Here is a 3,258-nt window from a genome sequence, read left to right as displayed (position 1 = left end):
GCGAGCCGACGACGATGTCGTCCTGGCCCGAGTAGCGAGCGAGCAACACCTGGAACGCGGACAGCAGTGCCATGAAGGGCGTGACGCCTTCACGCAGGCACAGCGCGCGCAGCTCGGCGGTGAGCTGTGAGCCCAGCTCGATGGGGAGCGTGCCGCCGTTCGCCGTCTGAACGGGAGGACGCGGCCTGTCGGTGGGCAGCTCCAGTGCATGGGGAGCCCCGGCGAGCTGACCTCGCCACCAGCTCACCTGCTTGGAGAGGGCTTCGTCGCGCAGCCAGCCTCGCTGCCACGCCGCGTAGTCCGCGTACTGAAGCTCCAGCGGCGCGAGCGGCGACGGGAGTCCCTGGGCAAACGCGGCGTAGAGCGCTCCGACTTCCCGCGTGAGGATGCCGTTGGACCAACCGTCCGAGACGATGTGGTGGACGGTGACGAGCAGGATGTGGCGCTGCTCGGAGAGGCGAAGCACGGAAGCACGGAGCAGCGGGGCCTGGGAGAGCTCGAACGGCTTCTGCGCTTCGAGTTGGGCCAGTCGCCGCGCTTCGGTCTCACGCGAGGCTTCGGGCAAGGCCTCCAGGTCCGTCACCGGGACGGCCAGCTCCACACGAGGATGGATGTGCTGGACGGCCTCTCCATCTTCCTGGACGTGGAACGAGGTGCGCAGCGCTTCATGGCGCTGCACCAGTTCCTGAATTGCCCGCTCCAGCGCGGCGAGGTTCAGTCCCCCATGGAGCTGGATGGCCGAGGGGATGTTGTAGAAAGGGCTGCCCGGCTGGAGCCTGTCGAGGAACCATAGACGCTGCTGCGCGAAGGACAGCGGCAGCGGCCCAGTGCGAGGCACCGCCACGAGCGGAGGCAGCTGGAGCGACAGGTCCCCGTGGCCCACGGCATCGACGCGAGCCGCGAGCGCCGCAATGGTTGGCGCTTCGAAGAGAGCGCGAAGAGGCAGCTCGACGTCGAAGGCCTTGCGGACACGAGAGACGACCTGGGTGGCGAGGAGGGAGTGTCCACCGAGGGCGAAGAAGTCGTCGGAGACGCTGACGGAGTCGAGGTGGAGGACCTCTGCCCAGATGGCGGCGAGGCGAGCCTCGGTGGGATTGCGAGGCGCGAGGAAGGAGTCGGTGGGGCTGGAGTCGGGAGCCGGGAGCGCCTTCCTGTCGAGCTTGCCGTGGGTGTTGATGGGCAGTGCGTCCAGGGCGACGAAGGCCGAGGGCACCATGTACTCGGGGAGGCTGAGGAGCAGCTCCGCGCGAAGAGACGAGGTGTCGACGGAAGCGGGGGTGACGTAGGCGACGAGGCGCTTGAGGCCCGGGACGTCTTCACGGACGAGGGCAGCGGCGTGGTGGACGGAAGCCAGCGCCTCAAGAGCGGCCTCGACTTCGCCCAACTCGATGCGGAAGCCACGCAGCTTCACCTGGAAGTCGATGCGGCCGAGGTACTCGAGGTGGCCGTGGGCCAGCCAGCGAGCCTTGTCACCGGTTCGGTAGAGGCGAGCGCCAGGGACGGAAGAGAAGGGATTGGGGACGAAGCGCTCGGCGGTGAGGTCCGGGCGGAGGTGGTAGCCGCGAGCCAGGCCGTCGCCGCCGATGAAGAGCTCTCCGGGGACGCCGATGGGAGCGGGCTGGAGAGAGGCGTCGAGGATGAAGGTGGCGACGTTGGAGAGCGGCCCACCGAGTGCGGGACGCGCAGAGGAGCGGATGGAGAGCGCGGTGGTGTCGACGGTGGCCTCAGTGGGCCCGTAGACGTTGAAGGCGCTCAGGGAGGGCGAAGAGGAAAGCGTCGCCCAGAGAGAGTCGTCGATGGCCTCACCGCCAATGAGGAGACGCAAGGGGCGCTGAGAAGAAGCAAGGCCCTCGTCGAGGAGGAGGCGGAGGTGAGAAGGGGCGCAGTCGAAGACGTCGAGCTGGTGCTTCTGAATCCAGGAGAGAAGCAGGGGGACGTCTTCGCGAGCGGCCTGAGGGACGAAGCAGAGGCAATGGCCCTGGGCGAGGAAGACGAGCTGCTTGACGGAGGCGTCGAAGGAGAGGGGCGCGTTGAGGGAGATGCGGAGCGGGCGCTGGACGTCGGAGTAGACGGCAGAGGAGAGGGCGGAGAGGAGATTCACCACGGAGGAGTGGTGGACCATGACGCCCTTGGGACGTCCGGTGGAGCCGGAGGTGTAGATGACGTAGGCGAGGTGAGAAGGAAGGGTGACGCGAGGAGGGTTGGAGTCAGGGAGCGCGGCGAGAGAAGCGCGCAGTGCGGCGTCATCGAGGCAGAGGGCCGAGCAGGAGGCCGAGTCGAGACGAGGCAGGAGGTGGGACTGGGTGAGGACGAAGGGAGCGCCGGAGTCCTCGAGCATGAAAGCCAGGCGCTCGCGAGGGTAGGCGGAGTCGAGAGGGACGTAGGCGGCGCCGGCCTTGAGGATGGCGAGGAGGGCGACGAGGGAGTCGACGGAGCGCTCCAGGCAGAGGGCGACACGGACTTCGGGCCCGACACCACGGGCGCGCAGCAGGTGGGCGAGCTGGTTGGAGCGGTGGTTGAGCTGAGAGAAGGAGAGAGAGGAGGAGTCGTCGAGGACGGCGAGGGCGTCGGGCGTGAGAGCGGCCTGGGCCTCGAAGCGCTCGTGGAAGGCGCCAGTCCAGGGCAGCTCGCGGCGGGTGTCGTTCCACTCGACGAGCACCTGACGGCGCTCCTCGGCCGGCAACATCGGCAGCTCGCTCAGCCGCAACTCCGGTGTGGTGATGGCGGCGTCGAGGAGGGTGCCGAAGTGCGCGACCATCCGAGCGATGGTGGACTCATCGAACAAGTCCGTCCGGTAGCCCAGCGCGCCTTCCAGTCCCTCGCCCAGCGTCAGGGTGAGGTCGAACTTCGCGCCCGGCGCTCCCGAGTCGAAAGCCTCCAGGCGAAGCGGTGACGTCTCCGCCGTGCTCCCAGGCACTTCCATGCTCGTCGTCGGAGCGTTCTGCAGGACGAGCATCACCTGGAACAGCGGCGAGTGACTGAGGGTGCGGTGAGGGTTGAGTTCCTCGACGAGCTTCTCGAAGGGGACGTCCTGATGCTCGTAGGCGCCGAGCGTGGTGCGTTTCACCTGCGCGAGCAGCTCGCGGAAGCGGAGGCTCGGCAGGAGCTGCGTGCGCAGCACGAGGGTGTTGACGAAGAAGCCGATGAGCCCCTCTGTCTCCGCTCGGGTGCGTCCCGCGATGGGGGAGCCGACGGAGAGGTCGTCCTGTCCGGAGTAGCGGGAGAGGAGGAGCTGCCAGACGGCGAGCAACGCCATGA

The 3,258-nt window shown here is 68.1% G+C and carries 1 protein-coding gene; it reads right to left on the bottom strand.

Features of this window, described 5'->3' with window-relative positions; genetic code table 11:
• Positions 1–3,258 (bottom strand): non-ribosomal peptide synthetase (locus tag HUA75_RS45955; protein WP_174490123.1); only part of this gene is annotated, 3,258 nt, incomplete at both ends.

The organism is Myxococcus sp. CA040A, assembly GCF_013336725.1.
Classification (GTDB): domain Bacteria; phylum Myxococcota; class Myxococcia; order Myxococcales; family Myxococcaceae; genus Myxococcus; species Myxococcus llanfairpwllgwyngyllgogerychwyrndrobwllllantysiliogogogochensis.
The sequence above is the reverse complement of the archived record's forward strand: the minus strand, read 5'-3'. Positions and strand labels throughout refer to the sequence as shown.